The 22,074-nt window shown below is 45.0% G+C and carries 19 protein-coding genes; 9 read left to right on the top strand and 10 right to left on the bottom strand.

Annotated elements, in window-relative coordinates; translation table 11 throughout:
• Nucleotides 1-944: fatty acid desaturase family protein (locus tag A3735_RS19940; RefSeq protein WP_197485948.1), on the bottom strand; the 944-nt coding region annotated here is incomplete at its 3' end.
• A 203-nt stretch (nucleotides 945-1,147) separates the two neighbouring features.
• Here A3735_RS19940 and A3735_RS19935 point away from each other — a divergent pair.
• The gene (locus tag A3735_RS19935) at nucleotides 1,148-1,945 is read left to right on the top strand and encodes a DUF1223 domain-containing protein (RefSeq protein WP_068553718.1); all 798 of its coding nucleotides are present in this window, start codon (nucleotides 1,148-1,150) and stop codon (nucleotides 1,943-1,945) included.
• A gap of 348 nt (nucleotides 1,946-2,293) precedes the next feature.
• Nucleotides 2,294-2,692: an MAPEG family protein gene (locus A3735_RS19930; RefSeq protein WP_068511332.1), complete on the top strand. Its 399-nt coding sequence runs from the start codon at nucleotides 2,294-2,296 to the stop codon at nucleotides 2,690-2,692.
• A gap of 76 nt (nucleotides 2,693-2,768) precedes the next feature.
• Here A3735_RS19930 and A3735_RS19925 read toward each other — a convergent pair whose 3' ends face one another.
• Together A3735_RS19925 and A3735_RS19920 are read right to left on the bottom strand one after the other, a co-directional pair.
• Nucleotides 2,769-3,350, bottom strand: a complete 582-nt coding sequence (locus tag A3735_RS19925) for an AAA family ATPase (protein ID WP_068511330.1) — start codon at nucleotides 3,348-3,350, stop codon at nucleotides 2,769-2,771.
• A gap of 1 nt (nucleotide 3,351) precedes the next feature.
• Nucleotides 3,352-3,759 (bottom strand): hypothetical protein, encoded by a 408-nt coding sequence (locus A3735_RS19920; protein WP_068511328.1) that lies wholly within the window; start codon nucleotides 3,757-3,759, stop codon nucleotides 3,352-3,354.
• A 136-nt stretch (nucleotides 3,760-3,895) separates the two neighbouring features.
• Between A3735_RS19920 and A3735_RS19915 the strand changes: the two genes are divergently transcribed.
• The 5 genes from A3735_RS19915 (at nucleotide 3,896) to A3735_RS19895 (ending at nucleotide 10,030) form a co-directional block, all read left to right on the top strand.
• The gene (locus A3735_RS19915) at nucleotides 3,896-4,423 is read left to right on the top strand and encodes a DUF1439 domain-containing protein (RefSeq protein WP_068553717.1); all 528 of its coding nucleotides are present in this window, start codon (nucleotides 3,896-3,898) and stop codon (nucleotides 4,421-4,423) included.
• 318 nt (nucleotides 4,424-4,741) lie between these two features.
• Nucleotides 4,742-5,620 carry a class I SAM-dependent methyltransferase gene (locus A3735_RS19910; RefSeq protein WP_068553716.1) on the top strand — a complete coding sequence of 293 codons (879 nt, stop codon included), beginning with the start codon at nucleotides 4,742-4,744 and terminating at the stop codon, nucleotides 5,618-5,620.
• A gap of 116 nt (nucleotides 5,621-5,736) precedes the next feature.
• Nucleotides 5,737-8,394, top strand: a complete 2,658-nt coding sequence (gene rnr / locus A3735_RS19905) for a ribonuclease R (RefSeq protein ID WP_068553715.1) — start codon at nucleotides 5,737-5,739, stop codon at nucleotides 8,392-8,394.
• Between the two features lie 6 nt (nucleotides 8,395-8,400).
• Nucleotides 8,401-9,138 (top strand): 23S rRNA (guanosine(2251)-2'-O)-methyltransferase RlmB, encoded by a 738-nt coding sequence (rlmB, locus tag A3735_RS19900; protein ID WP_068511320.1) that lies wholly within the window; start codon nucleotides 8,401-8,403, stop codon nucleotides 9,136-9,138.
• A gap of 22 nt (nucleotides 9,139-9,160) precedes the next feature.
• On the top strand, nucleotides 9,161-10,030 hold the full coding sequence (locus tag A3735_RS19895) for a DMT family transporter (protein WP_068511319.1): 870 nt from the start codon (nucleotides 9,161-9,163) through the stop codon (nucleotides 10,028-10,030).
• Between the two features lie 16 nt (nucleotides 10,031-10,046).
• Here the strand turns inward: A3735_RS19895 and A3735_RS19890 are convergent, their stop codons facing one another.
• The 6 genes from A3735_RS19890 to A3735_RS19865 form a co-directional block, all read right to left on the bottom strand.
• On the bottom strand, nucleotides 10,047-15,860 hold the full coding sequence (locus A3735_RS19890) for an invasin domain 3-containing protein (protein WP_068567587.1): 5,814 nt from the start codon (nucleotides 15,858-15,860) through the stop codon (nucleotides 10,047-10,049).
• A 272-nt stretch (nucleotides 15,861-16,132) separates the two neighbouring features.
• Complete coding sequence (trmA, locus tag A3735_RS19885) at nucleotides 16,133-17,215, bottom strand: tRNA (uridine(54)-C5)-methyltransferase TrmA (RefSeq protein WP_068553876.1); 1,083 nt, start codon at nucleotides 17,213-17,215, stop codon at nucleotides 16,133-16,135.
• 111 nt (nucleotides 17,216-17,326) lie between these two features.
• A complete protein-coding gene (gene cyoE, locus A3735_RS19880) occupies nucleotides 17,327-18,235 on the bottom strand; it encodes a heme o synthase (RefSeq protein ID WP_068511312.1) in 909 nt (302 codons plus the stop codon).
• 130 nt (nucleotides 18,236-18,365) lie between these two features.
• Entirely contained in the window at nucleotides 18,366-19,376 is a 1,011-nt protein-coding gene (locus A3735_RS19875) for a heme A synthase (RefSeq protein ID WP_068511310.1), read from the bottom strand.
• A gap of 54 nt (nucleotides 19,377-19,430) precedes the next feature.
• On the bottom strand, nucleotides 19,431-20,087 hold the full coding sequence (locus A3735_RS19870; protein WP_068511308.1) for a hypothetical protein: 657 nt from the start codon (nucleotides 20,085-20,087) through the stop codon (nucleotides 19,431-19,433).
• A gap of 10 nt (nucleotides 20,088-20,097) precedes the next feature.
• Complete coding sequence (locus A3735_RS19865) at nucleotides 20,098-20,772, bottom strand: SURF1 family protein (protein WP_068511305.1); 675 nt, start codon at nucleotides 20,770-20,772, stop codon at nucleotides 20,098-20,100.
• Nucleotides 20,773-20,922: 150 nt separating this feature from the next.
• Here A3735_RS19865 and A3735_RS19860 point away from each other — a divergent pair, with 150 nt between their 5' ends.
• On the top strand, nucleotides 20,923-21,129 hold the full coding sequence (locus A3735_RS19860) for a twin transmembrane helix small protein (RefSeq protein ID WP_068511303.1): 207 nt from the start codon (nucleotides 20,923-20,925) through the stop codon (nucleotides 21,127-21,129).
• A gap of 63 nt (nucleotides 21,130-21,192) precedes the next feature.
• On the opposite strand, the gene A3735_RS19855 is transcribed toward A3735_RS19860, so the two are convergent.
• A complete protein-coding gene (locus A3735_RS19855) occupies nucleotides 21,193-21,435 on the bottom strand; it encodes an Arc family DNA-binding protein (RefSeq protein ID WP_082865296.1) in 243 nt (80 codons plus the stop codon).
• A gap of 153 nt (nucleotides 21,436-21,588) precedes the next feature.
• On the opposite strand from A3735_RS19855, the gene A3735_RS19850 reads away from it, so the two are divergent.
• The gene (locus A3735_RS19850; protein ID WP_068511299.1) at nucleotides 21,589-21,996 is read left to right on the top strand and encodes a response regulator; all 408 of its coding nucleotides are present in this window, start codon (nucleotides 21,589-21,591) and stop codon (nucleotides 21,994-21,996) included.
• Nucleotides 21,997-22,074: the final 78 nt, after the last annotated feature.

Raw genomic sequence — 22,074 nt, 5'->3', positions numbered from 1 at the left:
TCTTCATTACTCTTATAAAATCCACGTAGCTTAAGAATGCGATGCATTTCAGATAGTCGATAGCTGGGAACGGTTGGGAGCAAATGATGTTCGCAGTGATAGTTCACATAATTCGGTGCAAACAGTAAACGCTCCCACCAGTTGGCGATGGTTGTACGTGTCGTGTGGCGAACATCCTCTGAGGCAAGTGCTGGCATGGCGCCGTGCTCGGCGATTTGACGAACTCGAATGATGAAGGGATGAGTAAAAATATAGGCAATCCACCATAAAGCATAGAGGCTGGCATGTCCGCTCGCCGCCAAGATACTAAAAAATATAAGGTGGAAACTGACGACGTGAAGGTAGTTTCTAAGTCCCATTTTCCAGCCAGCATCTGTTCCGATCTTATCGCTGTTTACACCCAAGGAAACGGCATTTCCAGCACGCCCTGGAAGTACATAAAATAACAAAGCTGATGTTGCCTTGAGCCCAGATAAACCAAGAAAGTCACGAATGATCTTGCGCTTAAAGCTATCTTTGCTAACCGGGTATTGAGCAATGTTACCAACATCGGGGTCTTCGTCGGTTCCGGTTTTAGTGTGGTGAGTAAAGTGATAAGGACGGTAGAAGTCGATAGGCACAAGTACCGGAATACCTGCCAACCAATGGCCAACCAGGTCATTCTGCTTTTGGGTGGAAAAGAATGAGCGGTGAGAGCATTCATGCAGAAGTATACCAAGACCGAGTTGCCGTCCTCCTAGAATGAATAAAGCCACTATGACGGTAATGATATTTGGCCAAACAGCAACGATAAAGAAAGCAAAAGCGATGAGTAGCCAGTTGAAGGCAAACATTAGATAAGCCCTTAGGTCAGAAGCAGATTTCAGGTAGCGAATTTGGCCAACCGATAGGTAATCGCTAGCTTTTTGCTTTACCGTTTTTGCTGAATCGCTTACTGAACTCATATCGACCTCGTATTTATTGTGCATCCTATACTTTTCATACTAGCAGCAATAACGGTATTCAATCAATAATATGAATTTGTATTCATTTTATTTGTAGGTGAGTACCAATTTTTTGAATGTGTTGGAACTATCATGTTCTTTTGAAGTCATAACTACATATGCGTATCCCTCATATTGAGGTATAAGAGATAGGAGTTGCCCGCGTGTACGGTTCTAAAGTGCGACGTTTTACAGGCTTGATGGTATGTCTTTTGTTGAGTGTGAATTATATGGCCTCGGTAAATGCTCAAGAACGAAACTTACGTTTTACCAGCTCAGATGAGCCAGGCAGTCTGATTGAGCTTTACACTTCACAAGGTTGTAGCAGTTGCCCTCCAGCTGAACGATGGATCAGTAAGTTCAAGCACGATAAGCGTTTATGGAAGTCACTTTTCCCTTTAGCCTTCCATGTTGATTATTGGGATTACATCGGTTGGAAGGATGAGTTTGCCAAGGCTCAATATGGCAATCGGCAGCGCCTTTATCAGCGTCTAGGTTTAATTAGACAAGTCGCGACTCCGGGATTTATTGTGAGTGGCAAGGGCTGGAATGGGTGGTTTCGGTGTCAACGCTTACCCCAGGCACAGAGGGTAGAGGGTCTAGGTGGTTTACAGATTGATATTGATGGACGCGAGGTGTTAATTCGCTATACCACCAAGATAGAAGCAGAGCAGGATAAGTCGTTCAAGATCAATATAGCCTTACTCGGCTTTGATATGCTCTCAAACATTAATGCTGGTGAAAACCGCGGCAGAAATCTACAGCAAGATTTTGTTGTACTGTCCTTACACCATGAGTTTTTACTCAGCAAGAAAGATACTGCTAGTAGGCAGGAGTTGTGGAGCAGTCGGCTTCGATTGCCGGAAAGTGTTGATCGCCTCGGTGTAGAGATGGCATTGCTAGGCTGGACTACCAAGGGAGGTGAGTTAAATCCATTACAGGTCACAGGAGGGTGGTTGTAATGATAATCATTATCAATTAATGTATTTGTTATTAGTTAGATAAATACCGAGGGAAAGTATATGCCTAAGTTGATAGATGATAACTGGATTGTGATTACTTCACTTGGAATGGCGTTGTTCATGTGTGTACTTGCTCTGGTGTTCCCAATCTCTTATTAAACCTTTCTTGCAGAATTGCAGGGTTAAATCGTCGTGTCGCTTTAACGTTAATAGCTTCGTTTGTCCTACTGATAGAACTGTGTATTTAAGGTTTTAGGTAGCATTAGGGTGATGAGGTAAGCATTAAATAGTATTCAGCGCTTTACAATTAGTGAACCCAATCACTTATGAAAGTACTAGGATCAATATATGGAAGTATTTGCAGACTATCAACTCACGCTACTCATTGTTGGACTGACCGGCTTATTGCTGCTCACCCAAATACTTGTTTCTGACGCAGCATCAATTAAATTGAAACATACACCGGGTTATCCCGTCGAAGCTGATCACGCTAGATTTTTATTTCGAGCCTCTCGTACTTATTCAAATACCAATGAGACGATCGCGGTATTTATCCTGTTTGCTTTGTTTGCTGTTTATAGTGGTGCCGATGCAAGCTATATCGACGCGTTTTCTGTGACCTATTTTGCTGGGCGTGTGATGCATATGTTGTGCTATTACGCGAATATAGCCTTGGCCCGGAGTATTGGTTTTGTTATTAGTCTGATTGGTTTAATTGGTATGTTTGTGACTTCGCTGACGGTTTGATAGGCCCTCATCTGCATTTTAGAGTCTCTTAGTTTGAAGACAGAGCTATCTGACTTAGCGGCGTGTGTATCAGGCTTTAACTTTCTAGTAGAAATCTCGCCCAATCGGGCAGGGTGTTTGCTTTTTTCGTTACTAATCCTTGCGTGATCTGAGCAACGAGATCGAAGGGCTTTAGGTAGTCAGAGTTGTCTAAGAGATAAGCTTTGTCTGCCAGCACTAGCGCTGTTTTTATATTTTGCATGGTGCGAGGTATACGGCTGACGACTTTATCTTCTGGTACTGCGTGACCGCCTTCTTCAATCCTTTGCTGTATTCGTGCTTTGTTAAGTTCGGGGGTTGAAAGATGAACGAAGACGATAATTACTTCGTAACCGTGAGCTTTGGCTTTTCCTACAAAGTCGATTTTGGAGGGATGAGAGAAAACGGTTTCAAAACAGAAACTACGTCCTTCTTCCAAGAGCTCATTCCTGAGCCGCTCAGCGATGGCTGCGGCTTGATAGCTATGCGCTTCAGGCGCATCGGGGAATACTTGGCGAGCGATATTATCGGCGTTAACGAAGGGTAGATCACGAGGTTGTAGCTGCGTTCTATAAAAGGTAGATTTTCCTGCGCCATTTCCTCCGGCGAGCAGCCACAGCTGTTTTGATTCTTTATTCAATTTATACTCTAGATTCTATAAATACGCCATTTTCAAAATAGCCGGTGGTGACATTACCTTGTTGGTCGATTCTTTCAAGCATGCCCTTATCAGTACTTGAGGCCTGAAAGGCATAATTGGTAGTGGTGATGTTTCTCATCAAAGAACCTGAGTCGCGTTGTTGTTCCAGGTTGCTGAATATATCGTCAGCATCAATGTCGACATTATGCGTTTCTTCTACATTGATTTTTGCAAGACCACTGTTTACTTTAATGAGTGTTTCAGGGTCTACGACACCAGAAACCCCGCGGCCTATTTCTGCCCAATATTCTATCTGTTCAGCCACTGAGCGCTTGTTAAGTTCACCACTTAACTTGGCTTGTTTCATAAGTTCACTTTCTAAACGGATAGGGGAATTGGATTTAGCCATCAAAGAATCTCCAAACTGAGGTTGATATCTGGATTGTAGCGGATTGCTACGCTTAAAGCTAATGTTTGTAGTGAATCGCTACAGATTCTTTTAGGCTCGCATGATTTGCTGTACTTAAGGTAAACTCACATTCACTATGACCCGTATTTTTGTATTCTTACTTATGTTTTCATTCTCCCAGATGTCCTCAGGATTTACCTACACCATTGAGCTGACAGAACGAAGCTTGCAAGAAAAGATTGAGGCGATGATGCCCTTAGAAAAGAAACAGTACTTCTTTACTGTTCGCTTGTCCGAGCCAAAAGTGGAGTTAATCAACGTCAGTAATGAAGTTGGCTTTTTTATGCATGTTGATGTCATCGCACCAGGCGGCTTTAAAGGTGGTGGCAGAGGTAAAATCGCCGGTACCCTCCGCTACCAGCAGGATAGCGGGGAATTTTATTTAGACTCACCTCGACTGGTCGACCTTGAGATCGACTTATTGCCAAAACAACTAACACCAAAGATTGCCAAACTGGCTGAGCTAGTGCTGTCTAAAGCTAGCGAGAAGCTTCCTGTCTATCGCTTACGTGACGATGATGCTAAGCACCAATTAGCAAAATCTACTTTGAAGTCTATCAAGGTTAGAGATCATAAACTATTGATTACATTAGGCATGTTTTAAATATGACCTCCGGCTTCTACTGAGCTCCGAATTTTGAGGGGCGAACCCTCTGCCTACGAAAGAGCTAGATGTCNTGGCTGACATCTAGCTAACTGTCTGAATAAAAAAGAAAAATAAAATAATTGTGACTATTTCTGCGTTTTGTCCGTCTATATCTCTGTAAATTGGTTTTTTTGTTCTAATTTTTTTCTTCAGAATGGAGAGATATAGGAATTTCACGGTCATAGGTATCTATGTTCGTCCGTATTTGCTTTAGGTTTGTGAAGCAGGGCAGTGATATGACCATTTATTTGTTACTTTCTTAGTGAGGTCAAAAGTATGAATACATCCGTACTTTATTTGCAGGATCTTGTGAATGCTGGTGGCCCAGAGCCTGATCAGTACCCAGCATTAAAACAAGCTTTGGTTGATTTTAATCAGGCAAAGAGCCGAGGAGAATTTAATTACTATGGGCCAGACTATAAAGAAGACTTGATGGGCAAGGCGCTAAGTTTCGATACTATGCAAGGCTTGGCGTATCGAAAACCCAATGGCTATGCTGGCGACTTTGAATTATTAGAACGTATTTACGGTCACTTTCTTACACCCAAGACAGACTTAAGGAACTGGGATCAGTTCTGGAATAGTCAGGCTTTTGTTTCGGCCTTTCAACATAGCCAGCGCTACTTCGTTGACGTAATGGCTGCTGCGGAACAGCATCAGCAAGGTATGAATGTCCTAAATATCGCTTCAGGTTCTTCCCGCTCTATCGCGGATTACTTGGGGCAGTATAAAAGCGACTCGTCTTTTTTATGCATTGATCAGTCCTGGAAGGCTTTAGATTACGCTAGTATCCTGTGTCGTAAGTATAGTGATCAGGTTGGCTTTGCACATGGCGGAGTCCAAGATATTGAAAGCGATGAAAAGTATGACCTGATTTGGTCAGAAGGGTTATTTGATTACTTGAACGATGCCTCGTTTAAGCTAACCTTGGAAAAGCTAATGAGCCATACGCGAAAGGGAAGTGAAATCGTCATTGCTAATTTGAGCACTAATAACGCTAGCCAGCCCTATATGGACTTCCTTGACTGGCATGTAAACCCCAGAAGTGAAGCGCATATGACATACTTGGCGACCTGTTGCGGCCTTAAACGCTCTCAAATGCATGTTGTTCAAGACCCGGCAAAAGTGAATATGTATCTACATATTGCTCTATAAAGGCTATACTCTGCGCTAAATTTAAACTGTTCGGCAGCGGACAGTTCCCTTTTTGGGAATCTGAAGCTAACTAGCGTTCAGTGATTTTCCCAATTATTAGTTCTTAGTGCGGACACATGACAAAAAAGACCAGTAAAGCCACGCAAGATCCTCATAAGGATCGCGAAGCGCAGAAATACGAAAATCCTATTCCCAGTCGAGAGTTTATTCTTTCTCATCTGGATGCGCGCAACGCTCCGGCCACTCATCCTGAACTAGTTGAAGAGCTGTCATTGAAAGATGATGATTCAATTGAAGCTCTTCGTCGGCGTCTTATTGCTATGTCGCGAGACGGCCAACTAGTGCGTAACCGGGGTGATCGATATCTACCGGTTTCTCGCGTTAACTTGCTTAAAGGTGTGGTCATAGGTCACCGTGATGGTTTTGGCTTTGTAAAGCTTGATGAAGGCGGTGATGACCTTTACTTATCGGCTCGTCAGATGCAGATGGTGTTTGATGGCGATCGGGTGCTAGTACGCGCAGATAGGGAAGATCATCGTGGTAAACGTCATGCGGTTATTGTGGATGTCCTGGAACGAAATACCGAACAATTGGTTGGACGTTTATATCGTGAAGGCAACATCGTATTTGTCGAAGTTGAAAATAACCGCATTACCCAACAGGTTCTAATTGACTCTGATCATACGGCTGAAGCCAAGCATGGCCAATATGTCGTGGTTAAGATATTGCAACATCCGACTAAACGCACGCACGCGACCGGTCAGGTAATTGAAGTATTAGGAGACCACATGGCTCCTGGTATGGAAATCGAAGTAGCGATTCGTTCCTATAATATTCCTTTTGAGTGGCCGCCTGAAGTTCAACAAACTGTCGATACACTCAAATCAGAAGTTCTCGATAGTGACAAAGCCGGGCGTATTGATATCAGGCATTTGCCCCTTGTTACGATTGATGGCGAAGATGCGCGAGACTTTGACGATGCTGTGTATTGTCAACGAAATGGAAGCGGCTGGAAGCTCTATGTTGCGATCGCTGATGTTAGCCACTATGTACGCCCTGAGTCACCGTTGGATGTCGAAGCAAATAACCGCGCAACCTCGGTTTATTTTCCCGACCATGTTGTGCCGATGTTGCCTGAGGTTTTATCTAATGGTTTGTGTTCCCTTAATCCTAGAGTTGACCGCTTATGTATGGTCTGCGAAATGGATATTAACGCTGAAGGTTCAGTCCTTAAGAGTCGTTTTTACGAAGGGGTAATGCACAGCCACGCGCGTTTGACCTATAACCAGGTTGGAACCATTCTGGAAGAGCCCGACTCAAGTGATGGCATTCAACTTTGTGAAGATTTTGCTGATCGACTTCCCGAGCTGCACGAACTGTATGGTTTATACCAAGTGCTGGTCAGTCGTCGTAAAGATCGTGGTGCTATTGATTTTGAAACGGTTGAAACCAGAATTATTTTTGGTGATGAACGAAAAATTGATGCGATTGTACCAACTGAGCGTAATGATGCTCATAAAATCATAGAAGAGTGCATGCTCTGTGCAAATGTAGCGACAGCAGAGTTTTTATCGCGCCATAAGCTACCAACCTTGTATCGAATTCACGAGGGGCCGACAGCACAAAAACTAGAGAATGTGCGTTCATTTCTAGGTGAACAAGGTTTGCAGTTGATGGGCGGTGAAGATCCATCGCCTTCTGACTACCAACAAATTATGGCGGATATTCAGGATCGTCCTGACTTCAGCGTTCTACAAACCGTCTTATTACGCTCTATGAGCCAAGCAGTCTATGGGCCTGAAGAGAAAGGTCACTTTGGTTTGGCTTATGAACACTACGCTCACTTTACTTCACCTATCAGGCGTTATCCTGATCTATTAGTTCACCGTGCTATCAAGTCTGTTATTTATTCTGCTAAGAATAATGATTTTGACGACGTAGGTATTGCTGCGGATGCTCAGGCTCCTGAGTTAAGAAAAGCGTATAAATACCCATATGACCTAGCGAAAATGCTGGTTCTTGGTGAACACTGCTCGATGGCTGAGCGACGTGCTGATGAGGCGACGCGTGATGTAATGAGCTGGCTTAAGTGTGAGTACCTACAGCAACACTTGGGTGAGGAGTTTGAGGGTATTATCTCTGCCGTGACGGGCTTTGGCTTCTTTGTAGAGCTAGCTGATTTATATGCTGAAGGTCTAGTTCATGTCTCGACTTTAGACAGTGATTATTATCAATTTGATGCAGCGAAGCATCGCCTGATCGGTGAACGCTCAGGTAAGCGCTTTGGTCTGGGTGATAGGGTGCTTGTTCAGGTCTCAAACATCAATCTGGAAGAGCGCAAGGTTGACCTGGTTCTAGTGAGCTCAAGTTCCAAGTCACGTGACAAATTGCGCCCTAAGAAAGGTAAGCCCAAAAGCGGTAGCAAGCGCGACAGTCAGGACAAGCGGAAGGCAGGTGAGCGGCGTAAAGAAGCGGATAGACGTCAGGGAAGTGATAAACCTAAGGTTAAATCCCGAAATGGCGCAAGAAAGAAAACCGAGCGTCCGGTAAAAGCCAAGTCAAGAAAGCCGAAGTCTTCTTCAGAGTTGAAGACAGAAGAGCCTCAAGAGCTTAAATCTAGCCAGCCTTTAAAGCGCAAGCCAAGCAAGCTAGAAGCTTTAAAAAGCAAGCAAGTAAAAAAGCCCTTAAAGAAAATTAACAAGGTAAAATCAGACGCTAATTCAGAGCCGGTGACGCCAGCAATTAGAAAGCGCAAAGTTAAAACAAAAGGTTAAGAGTTAATGAATCAAGAAACCGTATTTGGTTTGCATGCAGTTGAGGCCCTAGTGCAAAAAGAGGCCGATTCGGTTATCTCTGTATTGGTACAGCAGGGTAGGGACGACCAGCGCTTATCAAAGCTTATTCGCTTGCTTCAGTCTAAAGGGCTCTCTTGTGACTATGTGCCTCGGAAGGAATTAGACAAGTTGGTCAGCGGTCGTCACCAAGGTGTTGTGGCAACTATTAAAGGGGAAGTTGAGAAGCATGAAGGGGATCTTGAAGATATTCTCTCAGCGCTAGATGAACCACCGTTTTTATTGATTCTGGATTCCGTGACTGACCCTCATAACCTGGGGGCATGTTTACGTTCAGCTGATGCGGCGGGTGTCCATGCCGTGATCGTGCCGAAGGATAAGTCCGCCCCCTTGAATGCCACTGCAAAGAAGGTGGCTTGTGGTGCCGCTGAGCATGTGCCTGTCATTCGAGTGACAAACTTAGCCCGTACCATGAAGTGGTTACAAAACTTTGGTGTATGGATAACGGGTGCTGCCGGAGAAGCGGAGCAAAATATCTATCAAACAGATCTTAAAGGCCCTGCTGCTATCGCAATGGGTGCTGAAGGCAGTGGTCTGCGTCGCCTGACGCGAGAGCATTGTGACCAGCTTACTAAAATTCCAATGATCGGGAGTGTTAGCAGCTTAAATGTTTCCGTTGCGACAGGGATTTGTTTGTTCGAGGCTTTGCGACAGCGGCAAGCTTAAAAAGTAGCGTTTAGGGCTTTTGATGAGTCGACTTTTCTCTCCTATCAATTTGCTTTTACTCTTGGTTGCTTTGCTATGGGGGCTGGGGTTTGCACCTCAGCGTTTGGCCTTGGAGGGTATGGCTCCCGTTGCCTTCAATTTTTGGCGCTTTGCTTTTGGCGCCATGATGCTATTACCCTTTATTTTTTCTTCGAAGAGTTCGCGTACAGCCTTACTTAATAAGAGAACGATTCTCGCCGGTGCAGGCTTAGGCCTACTGTTAACGGCTGGCGCTGCTTTTCAGCAAATCAGCTTGGCCTATACTAAAGTCGCCAATGTGGCTTTTATCACCGGCTTTTATGTCGCGCTTGTCCCGCTTATCGGTATCTTATTTAAGAAAAGTTACCCTTTACTGACCTGGATTGGTGGTTTGATTGCTCTGTGTGGCTTGTCCTTACTGAGCGGTTTTGATGGAAAGTTTAATTATTTAGGTGATGGCTTGGCACTTGCTGGAGCCGTTTTTTGGGCTCTTCACTTATGGGCTATCAGTTTCTGGGTGGGCAAGCATGACTTGCTTGTTCTCGCACTTTTTCAATTTATTGTCTGCGCTTTATTAAGTTTAGTTTTTTCCCTGAGCTTTGAGGGCGGCCCTATGGCTAGTCTCAACTCTGCTTATCTTTGGGCCTTGTGTAGTGGCATCTTCGTTGTGGGTATGGCGTATACACTTCAGGTCTTTGCTTTAAAGAAAGCAGACCCCTTTATTGCAGCGATCATATTTTCGATGGAGTCTGTTTTTGGCGCAATGGTTGGTTACTGGGTATTCGATGAAGTCTTAGGTATGTACGGCTTTGTGGGAGCTATACTGATGCTTCTCGGTTTTGTACTTGCGCAGTCTCATGAGAAACAGAACTAATAATCGTTATTGATTACTACTGAATCCTGATACAGCCTGCTTTTTCAGTACAGCACCCTGTTTTATCAACTTCGACTCCACGATCCGATAGCGGACATTCATCGAGTTTGTCTATCACGCCATCCTGGTCTGAATCGAGTTGGAGCTGTAGATTCTCAAATGGGGTTCTTACGATTTTTTCCACTTTAGGAATGTGTTTTTTGAAGCCAAAATAACGGCCTATATGAAAGCCGCTGAAGCGAGCATCTTTGGCATGATTGGTATAGTCAAAGCTGATGAACCAGGGACTATCGGTGAATCTGTAGTAAGCACCGATTCCCCAGGTAACTTGTACAGTTGACTCTTCTTCATAGCCAATACGCGAGTCTGTTGCTTCTGTATTGAGCCAGGTTCCCCCAAGTTTGAAGTGGGCATTGAAAGGCTTATATTGGGGTAAGAATCGATATGCAATCATTAGACTTGGGGCTCGGTATCTAATCGCCGCATCTAGACTTGCATTTAGGGTGGGGTTACTATTTTTTAAGCCCGCTTCCCCCAGGAAAGAATAGTCTAACTCCAGTGCCCATTTTTCACTGAGATGGCGACCAGCCAAGAAACTAAAGCCAATACTACTTTTGTCATTACTTGACCAGCCGTTACTTTCTCCAGAGGGGGCCAAGTAGCTATAACCTAGCCCGGCGGATACATACCAACAGGGTTGAAATAAGAGTTCTGATAAATCGTCAAATTTTAGCTCCTGAGCACACTGATTATTGTTGTCAGCCGAGGCATCATTTACATGCATAAGCAGAGGTAAAAAAACTATCGCCATCCAGAAAGCATGCTTGTGTTGTATTGCTCTGTAGCTCTTATAAAGCCAGGGAAGTAAAAGCAGCAACCATGCTAGATGGGGATTAATGGTGCCACCTGTTCCACTTTTGGCTGTGCTAATACCAGTGTCGTCATCTTCGGCAAGGTCGATAATCCCGTTGTTATCAAAGTCACCGTTTTCCAGGCCGTCAGGGTAGCCGTCATTGTCGCTATCGCGGTCCCGGTAGTTTTCAGTTCCATCTTCATCGCTATCGATAAGCGTAGAGAAAACATGACTGCTTAAGCCTGACGATGATGATAGCAGGTCAACCATACCGTCATTGTCGCTGTCAATCTCACTAAGGTCCGTACCCGGAAGATTCGCTTCTTGAAGGTCCGTTACTTCATCATTGTCCGAGTCAAGGTCCTGAAAATCGGGTACACCATCGTTGTCAGTGTCTGACACGGCAAAAGCTGACGTGATCGCATCGTCTAGGCCATCTGCATTTGCATCAACGACTGTATCGATTACACCGTTGCTGTCCAGATCAATTAGTCCTGAATTCGACTCTCTTATATCAGTTAAACCATCATTGTCACTATCCAAATCAATTTTATCAGGTTGTCCGTCAGCATCGGTATCGACAGTGAAGTCCCCTTCAATAATGTCAGGAATACCATCATTATCATCGTCTAGATCGTCAGAGTTAGTGATACTGTCACCATCAATGTCTATGGATGAGCCAAAGTTGGTCGGGTCTTCATCGACACTGTCGAGAATGCCATCGCCATCGGTATCGCTCATTGGGTCGATTTGCCCATCCTGGTCGGCATCGAGGATTGGCACGATCAGGTTATCAATGTCGAAAGGCCCATTACCATCATTTGTGCTATCACCACTTTCAAGCTCAAGGTGGTTGGGCAAACCGTCGCCATCAGTATCGGTAGGTGAGCTTGTTTGCGAATCGGGAGTGTCATGAATACCGTCAATAGGGCTGTTATCGGTACCACCTGATTCCACCACGTCTGTAAAACCGTCATTGTCACTATCGAGATCGATATAATCCGGAAAGCCGTCATCGTCAGTGTCTGGTGGGTTAATGATATCGTCGATACCATCCAGGTTGGTATCGATGCCCCCGGTGCTGTCAACATCGTAGGCGTCATTGATACCGTCACCATCACTGTCTAAGCTGGCAGTTAACTCAGCTTCAAGTTCATCATTCATACCATCGTTGTCACTGTCCAGGTCAAAGATGTTGTAGCTATTATCGCCATCGCTATCCAAAAGACTTATCGCGTCATCAATACCATCCAGGTTGAGGTCTTCTCCTCCAGTCAGGTCGACGTCAAAGCCGTTATCGATACCATCGTCATCCGAGTCGAGGTGCAATGCGACGCCATTTTCAATGGCATCGGGGAGGCCATCTCCATCACTGTCCAAATCAAGGTGGTTGAGGATAGAGTCATTATCAAAATCTTCAGCTACAAACTTATGTTCGAGATAATCAGGAATATGGTCATTGTCTGAGTCTCGATCTCGATAGTCAGGTGTGCCGTCGTTGTCACTATCTTGAGGAAGGTTTGGGTCGCTTCCCAGCTCTCCAGCATCGTTAATGCCATCATTATCCGAGTCAGTATCCAAGGCATCGAGAATGCCATCTCCATCCGAGTCAAATGGTGAACTGAGATCGGCCCCTAGCTCTTCAAGATCACTAATGCCGTCACCATCACTATCGTAGTAATCAGGGTCGAGACCCAGGCTTATCTCGTCACCGTTTGAAATACCATCGCTATCGTTATCACAAATTTCAACAGTATTATCTGGGGCACAAGCGGTTTTACTAACACTATCTTGGTCAGTTGCCTGGTTTCCAGCTCGATCAGCGATACTTGCATTAATAGTGATGTCGCCGTCTTGAAGGCTGCTTAGGTTAATTTCAGTGCTGAAGCTACCTTCGTTTGAGGTAGCGGGAGAGCAGCTCATATCGCTTTCGCTGACAGAGTTTGAACGTCCATCAGTAACGGTGATAGTAATAGTGTCGATTGTTTCTGTGCAGCGACCTGAGACCGGAAACGTTAGGATATTGCTGCTATCAGCTGAGCGCAAAATATTTAATGAAATTGTGGGTACTACAGTATCAATAAGAAGTTCGCTAATCGAGGTATCAGAGCTTATCTGTGAGGCGATATCGGTGATTTGCGCTGTGACATCATAAGTCCCATCGGCTAGCTCATTTCCGGTTGGAATAGTAAGACTCCAATTTGAACCGTCTGAGCTTAGGTTGCCATCGCCGAGTGTGTAGTTGATATGATTGACGCCGACTGAAAAGCTTGCTCCGGTCATCTGAGGAAATGTTCCCGTTAAAGTAGGTAAAGGCGACGGGCTTGCCAGATCATCGATAGTGGGGGGCGACATGAACGATACTAAGGCAACATCAGCAATTTCCGAGAAGTTGATCGTCGCGGATACTGTCGCGGTACCGACCGTGGTGTCACTTTGTAGCGAGGCTTGATATCGACCATCGCCTAAATCTGTCACATCACCAACACTGCCTAAGGTACTGGAAATGGTGACAATATCTCCTCCGTTTGTTAGAGCATTGCCATGCTCATCAATTGCTTCGACAGTGATTTGGCTAAGGGTTTGGCCGTCTGCAACAATTTGGCTCAGACTGCTGTTAACTTGACTGTTAGAGTAGTCGGCATTACCGGGAATCATAGATATGCTTGCGGTATCGGAGAGCTGTACACCGTTTAACTCTGCTGTGATTACTGCGACGCCCCTTGTTTCATCTGCGGTAAAGATGACTTGATAAGTGCCGTCACCTAAATCGTTCACGGAGCTATGGCTGCCGGCAGTTGAGTTAATAATGACGGTGTCACCACCGGAAGTAAGATAGTTCCCAGTCAGGTCAATGGCTTGAAGTGTGAGGGTGGCGGTGTCGCTGCCGTTAGCCGTCAGAACAGGTGATGATGAGTTTAGTGTGCTGTTCAGGTAGCTTGCCGGGCCCGGTACAAATTGAACGGTTGCGGTATCGACAAGGCTTTGGCCATTCATAGTCCCAGTAATCACTGCCGTGCCTGTTGTGGCTGGAGCCAGTAGAGTCGCGTTATAGCGGCCATCTCCCATATCGCTTACCGCGCCTAAACTACCAAAATTGGTATTTAAAGTAACCGTGGCGCCACCCACTTCGACACTATTGCCAAAGACGTCGCTTCCTTGAACTGTGATAGTTGTAGTATTGGAGCCATTAGCGATGACGGCAGCATCGAGACTGGTAATAACGCCGCTAGAGGCGAGTAGCGCTCCTGCCTGAAGGTTGATCATTTCAGTGTCAATAACATCTTCACCATCAAAGGTGGCGCTAATGATCGCGACACCGGTATTGGTGGGGGAGGTGTAGGTTGCGCTATAAAAACCGTCATTCAAGTCGGTGACATCACCGATACTGCCCATACTGGCCGCGAAACTAACGGTACTGCCGCCTGAGTTTAATCCGTTACCAAGCACGTTAATAGCCTGGAGCAAAATAGTTGAAGTAGTGCTTCCATCAGCCGTTAGCGTGTTTGGCGTAGCGGTGATTAAAGTATCGCTCATGGAGGCGGGTAGTGGGGTGAACTCAACACTGGTTGTATCCACAATTGTACTTCCCTCAAGACTTGCACTGATGGTGGCTGTCCCGACAGTCGTACTGCTCGTTAAAACTGCAGTGTAGCTTCCATTGCCAAGATCGGTGACCGGCCCGACGCTGCCAATATCGGCTGTAATGTCGACACTGTTTCCACCGCGTGCCAAATCATTATTGTTTATATCTGAAAGCTGAACGGTAATGACGCTCGTGTCCAGGCCACTTGCTGGCAGGCTAGCAGTATCGGCATTGATGCGAGAGGTCGCTATGGAAGGCGTATCTGCAATCAAGGAGACAGCCGCTGTATCGCTAACGGTTGCACCATCAAGTGTTGCGCTGATAGTTGCTGTGCCAATACTAATAGGTGCGGTAAGCGTTGCGCTGTAGCTACCATCTCCATTGTCGGTGCTTGTGCTTATGGACCCCGCTGTCGTGAAAAATAACACTGTTTGGCCGCTTACTGCCGTTGGTCTGTTGCTTAGGTCGTAGCCATCCAGAGTGATTGTAGTGGTGGCACTACCATTGGCGACGATGCTTGCATTATTTGCAGAGATAAGTGAAAAATTTGCGTTGGCAGGAAGTTGATCAGGCCCGGAGTCTTGTATGTGTGAATACGTTGTGGAGGCATAATCTTGCTGAAGGTCAAAGCCGCTTTCCTGGAAAAACAGGTGAGCTTCAATTAGAAAGTTGCCACTCGGTTCATCTAACTGATATGAAACACTATTTGTTCTAGTCTGAGTTTGCCCTACAAGCCCTGGAAAGTCTTCGGTGGCTTGGCTGTGCATGTTGCCGCTCTGGTCGATAAGGTTTACTTCTAGCCGGTAGCCACCCTCTCTGGTTGTGAGTACTTCGGTATCTAGGTTTAAAGTAACTGTGCCACTATCTATATCAATAGAGGACAGGCTAATATTGATGAATTCAGAGCTATCATCATCCCCTTCATCGATAAGTAATTGTCCCCAATTGACTCGAGTGGCCCAAGGGTTTGCTATGGTGACTTCGACGATATTGTTCCCGGAAACTATTTGCCCGATTGGCACGTTAAAAATATTGGTGCTGTCCTCATCTGCGACGCCGGACAGGTCCCCTAGGCCGTTGCCGTTTATAGAAATCGACACCTCTTGGCCTAATTCTTCATCGATGTCGTGAGCGTTAATAAGAAGCTGGGCAGAGGTGCTTGGAAGGCTGCCTGTCAGGTTTATGTTGAACTCTATCGGGTAGTTCAACGACGTGTCAGAAAGAATACGACCTATGTCATCATCAGAGCTTCCTGATCTTGCGTTATCTTCGTTGTCTGTATCTGTGTAGTAGGTGTCACCAGCGCTTAGAGACGGAGACAGCATTGCTAAACACAAAGCAAGAAGGCAGTACAAGCAGGTAAGGTTCTTGTTAATAGCGGATATTTGCATAGGGCCGTATATATTTACTTTATGTATATTTTATCAATAGGTGACAGCAAGGCTCTGGTTTAGAGCTTGTCGAATATTGACCTTATAGCGCTATGTCTATGCAGACTGTTTACCGATGATAGCTTATTTTGTCGTGATTTGACTAAGGTCTGACTATTACCGGCAAACTTGTGTACATTATTAGCGTTAATAACTTCTCACAAAGATATGATGCAAGTTTCGGGCCTCTCTTAAAACTCATCAGCTTTAGGTAGGCTCATTATGTTATAGGGCTACTTTTTTGATAAGTAAACGCCGCACTCAATGTGGTGGGTATAGGGGAACTGGTCAAACATCGCCAAGCGTTTGATCTCATGTGTTTTGCTCAACTGTTCCAGGTTTAGCTCCAAAGTATCAGGATTACAGGAAATGTAGACGATATTGGGGTATTGGCTGATCATTTCGCAGCTCTCGTCATCCAAGCCGGAGCGAGGAGGGTCAACGAGTACGGTTTGAAAGTCAGTTTCTTCTAGGTTGAGGTCTTTCAAACGACGGCGTTTTTGGATGCCGTTCATGTGCCCGGTAAACTCTTCGGCACTAACGCGAGCAAAGTCAACGTTATCGATTCTGTTCATTTCTTTATTGTCATTGGCAGCTTTGACTGAGGTTTTGCTAATCTCTGTAGCAAATACACGACGGAATTTATCGGCCATAGCAATAGAGAAATTCCCGTTGCCGCAATAGAGTTCAAGTAAATCTCCCTTATTGCCGTCGACACAGCTTCGGGCCCAGCTGAGCATCTTTTCGTTCATCTTGCCGTTTGGTTGAGTAAAACCACCTTCAATTTGTTTATAGCGAAGTGCTTTTCCGTCGACGTTTAGTATTTCAATAACATAGTCTTGATCGAGTAGAAGTTTGAGCTTTCTGGCTCTGCCGATGATGTGAATACCAAGCTTTTCTTTCAAACGCTTGGCTTCTTTTATCCAGATTTCATCTAACTGTTTGTGATAAATCAGAGTGACCAGCATTTCACCTGAAAGTGTACTCAAGTATTCAAGCTGAAACAGGCGATGCTTGAGTTGAGGTGACTGGTTGATCTCTTCCATCATGACAGGCATTAGCTCAGTGATAGCTTTGCTAGCAATGGGGAAGTGAGTTATTTCAATTGGCGCGTTCTTGGTCCCTTTTTCAAACATGGCATGGAAGCATCGTTCGCCTTCGTGCCAAATCTTGAATTCGGCCCTTAAGCGGAAATTTTCAACTTCACTGGCAAAGACTTCCAATTCTGGTGCAGAGAAACGCAGGAACTGCTCACGTACTTGAGCGGCTTTGTTGTCCAACAGGGAGTCGTATTGGTCGATTTGAAAGTCTTGCATGGAGCGTAATACCTGTCAGTGTTCCGAACAGCCCTATGCGTAAATAGGGCGAAATGAAAAAGGGCAGGTATTATACGTTGAACTGGCCGCTTTGCGAAATCTAATCAGTTTCTATCCGCGTATTACCAGTCGTATGTAATGATCGACGAGCAGAAATGCAAATAAGGCCGTTAGGTAGAATATTGAGTAAGCAAAGGTTTTCATTGCGTGTTGGTCAGCACTGCAGCGATATAGCTTATAAGCGTGATAAATAAAGCCCAACCCTAAGGCTACCGCCCCGGCTAGATAGATTAAGCCGGTCATTTGTATGGCAAAGGGTATCAGCGTAACGGCAAGAAGCATACAAGTATAAAGTAATACCTGTACCTTGGTGAAAGGAATGCCATGAGTCACCGGAAGCATAGGGACATCAACTTTTGCATAATCATCGCGACGGCGAATGGCCAGTGCCCAGAAATGTGGTGGCGTCCAAATAAAGATAATGAGAAATAATAACAAGGCCTCGGTGTTAACTTCACCCGTCATCGCGACCCAGCCAAGAATCGGCGGTGCAGCACCGGCAGCACCACCCCAAACGATATTGTGCGGGGTAGAGCGTTTAAGAAACATAGTATAGATGACCGCATAGCCAATAACGCAGATGAAGGTTAGTAGCGCGGTAAGCTGGTTCGTTGTCGCAAGTAAAATCGCCATAGAGAGTACGCACAAACTTAGCGCAAAACTCAGAGCTGCCTTGGATGACAGGCCTCCAGTCGGAATGGGGCGTCCCTTGGTTCGCTCCATCGTGGCATCAATTTTTTGATCCACCCAGTGATTGATTGCAGCGCCAGAAGCTGCAGCCATACCTATGCCGAGTGAGGCAAAGAATAAGGTGTCGAGGGGCACCATGCCAGGGGAGGATAAAAGCATCCCAACGATGGCGGTAAAAACAATAAGTAAAACCACATTGGGTTTACAAAGCTCGAGGTACTGGCGCCATGATATGGCGCTTGCGGGTGCAAGTGCGGTAGTGTTTGCCATTGTGAACTCTCTTTGTTGTTTTTATATTCTTCACACAAGACAACGGCTGTATAAAACATGCCTTGTTGTTTTTCTTCTAGCATTGCCTGAGCTTTTATGAACCGTTGTTTAAGAAAACTGAGCGTAGATGCTAGGTATTTTTTTGTTTATCAGTGCTTAGCTTCCGATTAATTGCGACGATAGTCAACAATAATAATGCAGCACCGCCATTATGTGCGACAGCTATCGCAGTTGGAAGAACCAGTATGATATTCAATATGCCCAAGCTTATCTGTGCGCACAAGAGAACTAACAGTAAAATGGCTAAGTTTCTTGTGCCTTGCTGGCCTGGGCCTTTTGAAAATCGTAACAGGAAAAGGGCAAAAGTGCCGACAACTAGGAGTGTCACTACTGCTCCTATTCGGTGTGTCAGATGAACCGCCGTACCCGCTTCAAGCGAAAGCGTACCACCTTCGTAATCAACACCGAGTTCTCGCCAAATTGTAAAGCCTTCAGAGAAATCGGTATTTGGCCACCATTTACCTTGGCAGGTTGGTAAATCCCAGCAATGAAGCGCGACATAGTTAGTGCTGGTCCAGCCCCCGAGTGCTATCTGACAATAGACTACGACGAGTGCCAATATGGCCCAGTTCTTAAGGCCTCGGGAAACGATAGCAGGTTTTTGTTGTCGATCACTTAGCATCGCCCAGCAAAGCAGGGCTAAAGTTAACATTCCCCCAAGCAAGTGAAGCGTAACAATTGCGGGTTTTAGTAGCATGGTGACGGTCCACATCCCTAGTGCGCCTTGAAAGCAGACGACTACGAGTAGAATTAGGGGAAGCGTGAGTTGCTGACCTTGTTCTTTTCTGCGCTTAATCGCAATAGCTGCCATTGCCAGGATTAATAAGCCCAAAGTGCTGGCAAAGTAACGATGAATCATTTCCTTCCAGGCTTTGTCGGCTTCAAATGGGCGTTCCGGGTAGGCTTCGTTGGCAGCTTGAATGTCATTGCTATCACTTGGGGCAATGAGCGTGCCATAACATCCCGGCCAGTCTGGACAGCCCAATCCGGCATCAGACAGACGAACGTATGCGCCCAGCACTATCACAAATAAAGCCAGCGCACAGGCGGCCAGGCTGATTCTGAAAAAGAGTTTGTTCATGTCGTCTCTATTATTTTTATTGAGGGGTATTGATCATGAATAAAGATGTTTTTATTACAGCTTGGGTTTATTAACCTTTAAAAGCCTTTCTAAGTCTTCCATTAAATGCTTTGGCTCCACGCCCTCAGGGTAATACATCATTAGATTGTTATAGGGGTCGACCATGAAAATACTATTTTCGACCTGAGCATGTGTTTGAGAAAATGTGTTGATCAGCACTTTGGCATCAAGGCTGTCCGAGCTCACTGTTGCTAACTGAGGAAAGGCTTGTGTAAGGTCTACTTTAAAGGGTGCTAATGCTTCGGGAGTTTTTAGTAATAGAATGGGTTTGACGACCTTGCGGTTTATTCCTGTTGATTTCCTGGCTTGTCGAATGACTAAAAGCGTATCCTGACAAGATTGTTCACAGGATGAACTCACCGTAAATAGACGCCAGCTTCCGGCTAAACTTTTATCCGAAAGTATTTCGCCAGCGCTTGTCTTGAGTGAGTACTCGCCAATTGGTAAAACGGGGGAGACTAATTGTCCATGATTTCCTAAGTCACCCACAGAAAAGCTACCTTCGCTATTCATAAAATACCAGGATGCGATATAAGGGAAGCCAAACAGCACCAGCATAATAACTAGAGGATTAACCAGGCGCTTAAAAAGGGTGGGGTTTTGTGGCTTATCAAAAGAAGGCTTATTTACTGGCACCGAAGGGTTGCTCATTTAATCACCATTAGTTGTTACTATTATTTTTATTAGGTTTGGCTTTGCTTTTAAAATTAATACCAAGAAGGGCTATTAAAACAAAGAATGCGAAAACAAACCACTGAATTGCATAGCCAATGTGCATCCCGGACTTTGCTTGGAATTTAGGCCAGTCTCTCACGAAATCTGAATCGGGTTCGGGCGCAAGTCGCAAAATTAAAGGAAGAGCTTTATAGCTGCTTTGCTGCTGAAAAACTTCCATATCCATGTAATACCACAGCGGTGGCGTAGCAGAAATAGGGTGATCGATACTCCCAAGGATGACTGGCTTAGAGCGTGGTAGAGCGAGGATGCCGCGTAAACTTAATTGCTCAGTTGGCGTCTTGAACTCAGGCAGTCCGTTTTGCTGTTTGGCCAGCCATCCGCGGTTCACCAAAATAACTTCATCTCGATTGCTTAGTAAAAAAGGGCTCATTAGGTAGTAGCCTGGTTTGCCCTTGTGAACAATATTGTCTAATAAGAATTGCTCATTAACTAGGTAGTGGCCCGTCGCAAGGGCTTTGGAGGCCGATTTAAGATGGTTGCTTTGTAGGTTTAAGTTTCTGGGAGGCAGCATGCTCAATTCTTCAAGCTCGGATTGGGTTTGCTGTTTCTCATCAGCTCGTTGCAATTGCCAAAGGCCCAAAGCACAAAAAACAAGCATCATTAGGGTGCAAAACAAAGAGAGGAAAAACTTAGGCTGAAAAGAATAGGGCATATTTAATGGTCAGTCGCAGTTCATTGAGTATTATTTTTCTGTTACGCTGAAGCTAGAACAAAGCCTATCAGAATAAGACTTAAAAAAAGGTGACCCATGAGCTTTTATAAAATTCTAATACTAATTAACTTGTTGGCGGTTCTTGTCAGTCTTGGTGCGGGCGCTTTCTTTTTAGGTAAAGATGATAATCAGCATACACGAGTGCTCACTGCGCTGACTGTACGCATATCTTTATCTATATCATTGTTAGTGCTATTAATTGCTGGCTATTATCTGGGGCTGATCGCACCGAACCAGTTTTGAGGGGCTACTTTCTAACAGGCGCAAGTGAACGTAACCGTTCACTTGTATACAAGTTGGCTTGATCTATGAATCTGAACTTTTTGCTGAAAGGTGATCTAACTTTTCATGCAGAGAGCTTAGTGACTCTTCAACACTCTTTAGTTCAGATTCTTTTTCGCTTTCATCAAGAGAGTTTTCCAAGCGATGGTTGATTTCCGAAGTTAAGGTTCGACCATTCTGTTTCGCTTGTTCTTCAAGCTTTCTTCTAAGCTCTTTTTCCATTCTTAATGAAAAAGCTTTTAATCTGTGTCCGTATTCGTCGCTCATAATTACCACAATAATGAAATATTTATTTAATGGCTACTATTATGATGTTACGGCTGTTTCACTCAACGGATTCCGTTGGCTTTCCGAGGTCTGTTCAAACTAAAGCGAATAAGGATAGAATAAAAGATTGGAAAATAATTGAAAGGATAATTAATGCCGAATCCATATGTTGTTGTCGATGATTGCCCTGACGAGAGTTTCTTGGTCACTAGGATTATCGAACAGCACGAGCAGGAAGTTGATTTATGCATGCTGCAGAATGGTGCGCAGGCGATTGACGTACTGGGTGACCCTGGAAGTCGCACGCCAGATTTGGTTATTTTAGATAACAAGCTACCGTTCTTTACAGGTATTGATGTGATCAAGTCACTGATGAACCAGGCGCGTTTTCACTCTGTGCCGATTGTTTTGATTTCTGCAGGGTTTTCAAAAAATGAAATCAAAGAGGCCTACCGCATTGGTGCAAGGAGTTGCGTGCGGCAGGATCTGGATGTTACCAATTGGAACCGTCAATTAAGAAGTGTTCTGGCTTATTGGCTAACTATTAACGAAGTCCAGTAAGAGCGCCTAATGTAGGGCTTATTCTTAGCCCTACTTTATCAAAGGTTGCCCCTCATAGAAGTCAGTTAAACTCTCAAA

This window comes from Oleiphilus sp. HI0061, from assembly GCF_001635675.1.
The sequence above is the reverse complement of the archived record's forward strand: the minus strand, read 5'-3'. Positions and strand labels throughout refer to the sequence as shown.